General features: G+C 57.6%; 4 protein-coding genes. 1 reads left to right on the forward strand and 3 read right to left on the reverse strand.

Features of this window, described 5'->3' with window-relative positions:
• On the forward strand, positions 1–2,210 hold a 2,210-nt coding region (locus B2W52_RS16025; RefSeq protein ID WP_286803727.1), incomplete at its 5' end, for a bifunctional acetate--CoA ligase family protein/GNAT family N-acetyltransferase.
• A gap of 56 nt (positions 2,211–2,266) precedes the next feature.
• Here the strand turns inward: B2W52_RS16025 and rdgC are convergent.
• The 3 genes from rdgC to B2W52_RS16040 all read right to left on the reverse strand — a co-directional run.
• Positions 2,267–3,193: a recombination-associated protein RdgC gene (gene rdgC, locus B2W52_RS16030; protein ID WP_014576673.1), complete on the reverse strand. Its 927-nt coding sequence runs from the start codon at positions 3,191–3,193 to the stop codon at positions 2,267–2,269.
• 19 nt (positions 3,194–3,212) lie between these two features.
• On the reverse strand, positions 3,213–3,413 hold the full coding sequence (locus tag B2W52_RS16035; RefSeq protein WP_008171445.1) for a DUF2788 domain-containing protein: 201 nt from the start codon (positions 3,411–3,413) through the stop codon (positions 3,213–3,215).
• A gap of 24 nt (positions 3,414–3,437) precedes the next feature.
• Positions 3,438–3,847: YaaA family protein (locus B2W52_RS16040; RefSeq protein WP_286803728.1), on the reverse strand; the 410-nt coding region annotated here is incomplete at its 5' end.

The following is a 3,847-nucleotide window of genomic DNA, read 5'->3' on the forward strand; positions in this document are numbered from 1 at the left end:
CCCGTGGTGTGGGGTTTTCCTACTTCCTGACCCTGGGCGATGGCATGGATATCGATCACGACGACCTGATCGACTACCTGGCGCAGGATACACAGACCCGTGCGATTCTCCTGCACATCGAAAACATTCCCAATGCCCGCCGCTTCATGTCGGCGGTGCGGGTGGCGTCCCGCACCAAGCCGGTGATTGCGGTGAAGTCCGGGCGTGTACCGGAGTCGGAGTGGTTTCCCCACGACCTTCCTGATGGCCTGAAACGCAGCGATCCGATTTACGACGCCATGCTTCAGAGGGCAGGTGTGCTCCGGGTGGATGGCCTTGGCCAGATGTTTGATGCGCTCGAGACATTGACGCGGATGCGTCCCTTGCGCCGCGAAACCCTGGCGATCATGGCCAATGGGGTCGGCCCCGGGGTGTTGGCCGTGGACCGGTTGGCGGATCTTGGTGGTGAACTGGCAGAGCTGTCGAAATCCAGCATTGAGAACCTGGCCGAGCTGCTGCCACCTTACTGGACCCGCAAAAACCCCATTGACCTTAACTACGATGCCTCGCCGGAACTTTACGGCCAGGCCATCAAGATCCTGGCAAAGGATCCGGAAGTGGCAAACGTTCTGGTGATGTATGCCCCGAGTCTGACGGAGGACAGCCTCCAGATTGCGGACGCGGTTGTGCAGGCGTCCAAGGGCACACGTCTGAATGTGTTCACCTGCTGGCTCGGCCAGAGTACGGTCATGGATGCTCGGGAAGAGTTTTACCGGGCCGGGCTGCCGTCGTTCTTCAATCCCGAAAAAGCCGTGATGGCATTCATGCAGCATGTTCGTCACCAGCGGGTTCAGCGGCTGCTTACGGAAACGCCGGAATCCTTTACCGACCACTTTGCAGACCGCACCCACACCCGTCATGTGGTCAACAGGGCCCTTCGAGCAGGTCGGTATCACCTGTCGAACCGGGAAGCGCGGGACCTGGTGCGGGACTACGGGATCAGCACCATCGAAACCATGTACTGCGACGATATGGAAGAGGTGCTGGAGGTGTTTGCGGTTGAGCGGCGCCCCATCGACATTACCATCATTCACGAGCAGGCGTGCCATCCTTTTCTGGACCTGAGTCCGACCCAGCGTCGGTACAAGGGTACGGTCCAGAAACTGAACAGCGAGGCGGCCATCATGGATTCGTGCCGCTACCTGATGGAGGAGTACAAGAGCCATTTCCCGGAAAGTGGATTTCTAGGGTTTGCGGTTCAGCGTTCCTACCAGCACGTGGGTGGGATCGAGTTCAGTGTCGGCATTACCCGGGACGCATTGTTTGGGCCCCTGGTGGTTTGTGGTGCAGCTGGCGCCCAGATCAACGTGATGACCGATCGTCAGATCGCACTGCCGCCATTGAACATGGTGTTGGCCCGTGAGCTTCTGCGCCGTACCTACATGTACAAGCTGCTGAAAGAACACAGCCTGAAGCCGGAGGAGGATATCCGCGCGGTGTCCGAGACCCTGGTCACCCTCTCACAGATCGTTATCGACATTCCGGAAATCAAGGGGCTTGAGATCTCGCCCTTGCTGTTCAACGAGCAGGGGGCCGTGGCTGTCAATATTGCCATCAATCTGGCCGACAAGCCGGGGCGGCCGATTATTCAGCCTTACCCGCGGGAACTGGAGGAATGGATTGTTTTGCCCAAATCGGGGCGCCGGGTCATCATTCGACCGGTACTGGCGGAAGATGAGCCTGCCCACCGGGCGTTCCATGAGTTGCAGTCGCCGGAATCCATTCGTTACCGGTTCTTCCAGTATCGCAAGCATTTCTCTCGCGAAGACGTAGCCCAGATGGTGCAAATCGATTACGACCGGGAGATGGTTTTTATTGCCAACGCGCCCAGGGAAGACGGGGAAGGCGAGGAAACCCTCGGAACCGTGCGCACCTGGACCGATGCCGATAACCTGCAATGCGAGTTCGCGGTCATGGTGCACGATAAAATGAAGGGCGAAGGCCTCGGCGTTGCCCTGATGCAAAAGATGATCGATTACTGTCGGGCCAGGGGTACCGTGGAAATGGTGGGCAATGTGCTGCCGGATAATCGTCCCATGTTGCAGCTGGCGGAACATCTGGGCTTTGAAATCAAGTTCAATACCGAAGAGGAAGTGATGGATCTGCGGCTGGTCCTGAACGAACCGGAAAAAGACTGGCAGAGAGAGCGGCTGGGAAAGAGCGCCCACTGAAGAGCGCAAGGGAGGCCGGGTCAGATAAAGCGGGTATCTGACCCGGATTTACGGCACTACTCTTCGACAATCGCAGAGCGATCTTCGCCCCCGAGCGCTTCCAGGAGCCCTGGAATCAGCCGGGACAGCTCAAGGGTCATGAGCGTGAAAGCCGCATCAAACTTGGCAGCGTGGTCGTCCACGTCGACATCGTCCAGTTGATCCTGAAGTGTTTCGCCGAATTTGAGGCGACGGATGCCCAGTTCTTCATCCAGCACAAAGGAGACGTTGTCGTCCCAGGTCAGGGACAGCTTGGTCACCTGCATGCCCGCATCCAGATGGTTGCGGATTTCATCGGCTTTCAGGTCCAGGCCTTTGCAGCGCACCACGCCGCCATCTTCAGACGGATCCTTGAGTTCGCATTCAGTGCCCAGAACCACCTTGCCGGGCAGGTCGATGGATTCATTCAGCCAACCGGTAAAGGTGAAAGCAGGTGCCTGTTCCACCGCGGGTGGACGAACCGGCAGCGATCCGAGGCTCTTGCGCAGAGTCGAGGCCAGATCTTCCGCCTGCTTGGCGGAACCCGCGTCCACCACCAGAACACCGTCCTGGGGGGCGAGGTAGGCAAAGGAGCGGCGGTTCTTGGAGAAGGCCTGGGGCAGCATCTCCAGCATTACCTGTTCCTTGATTTCGTCCTTTTCTTTGCGCCGGACCTTCCGGCCCTGCTCGAACTCGATGGCTTCGGCCTTCTCCTCAACCGCTTCTTTCACCACCGGGCCGGGAAGAATCTTTTCCTCCTTGCGCAGGGCAATCAGGTGATAGCCGTTGGCACTGTGAACCAGTTGTTCGCCATGCTTGCCCAGGGGCGGAACCCAGCCCTGGCGGCTGGTTTCCTGAGGTCCGCAGGGCTTGAAGGCGTCGGCCTGGAGCTTTTCTTCCAGCTCTTCGGCAGAGATATCAAAGGGTTTGGTAAATCGGAATACGCGGGCGTTGCGAAACCACATCAGGGCTGGTCCTTGTCTTTCATATTTGCATGATCTCTACGAGTACGGTTTTAACGATAAAACCCACAACGCCGGCGCCCAGCACCGTAAACAGTGCGATGGTGCCGAACTTGCCGGCCTGGGATTTCTTGGCCAGATCCCAGACGATGACACCCATCCAGACAATCAGGCCGGTCAGAAACACCAGCATGGCGATCTGGGAAAACATTGCTTCGTTCATTGCTGACTCCGATTTCAACGCGGATTACTGTTCATCCCGCAGGAAAACCCAGTTGTTCTTATCGGATTGGTCTTCGCTGAAGTAATAGCCTTCGAGGTTGAATCCCTTGAGGTCGTCGGCCTGGGTAATGCGGTTCTGAATGGCAAACCGACACATCAGCCCCCGGGCTTTCTTGGCATAAAAGCTGATCATCTTGTACTGACCATTCTTCCAGTCTTTGAATTGGGGGGTAATCAGCCGGCCTTCAAGGTCTTTCTTCTTTACGCTTTTGAAATACTCGTTGGAGGCGAGGTTGACCAGCACGCCGTCGTCATCCGCAAGCAGCCGGTTGATCTCCTCTGTGATCTTGCTGCCCCAGAAGGCATACAGATCCTTGCCACGGTTATTCTCGAACCGGGTACCCATTTCCAGGCGGTAGGGCTGCATCAGGTCCA

It is taken from the genome of Marinobacter sp. UBA2498 (genome assembly GCF_002341575.1).
Taxonomy (GTDB): Bacteria; Pseudomonadota; Gammaproteobacteria; order Pseudomonadales; family Oleiphilaceae; genus Marinobacter; species Marinobacter manganoxydans.

Excerpts from the sequence above, each read along its gene's own strand:
- rdgC (WP_014576673.1), bottom strand. The coding sequence starts at position 3,193 with ATGTGGTTTCGCAACGCCCGCGTATTCCGATTTACCAAACCCTTTGAT.
- B2W52_RS16035 (WP_008171445.1), bottom strand. The coding sequence starts at position 3,413 with ATGAACGAAGCAATGTTTTCCCAGATCGCCATGCTGGTGTTTCTGACC.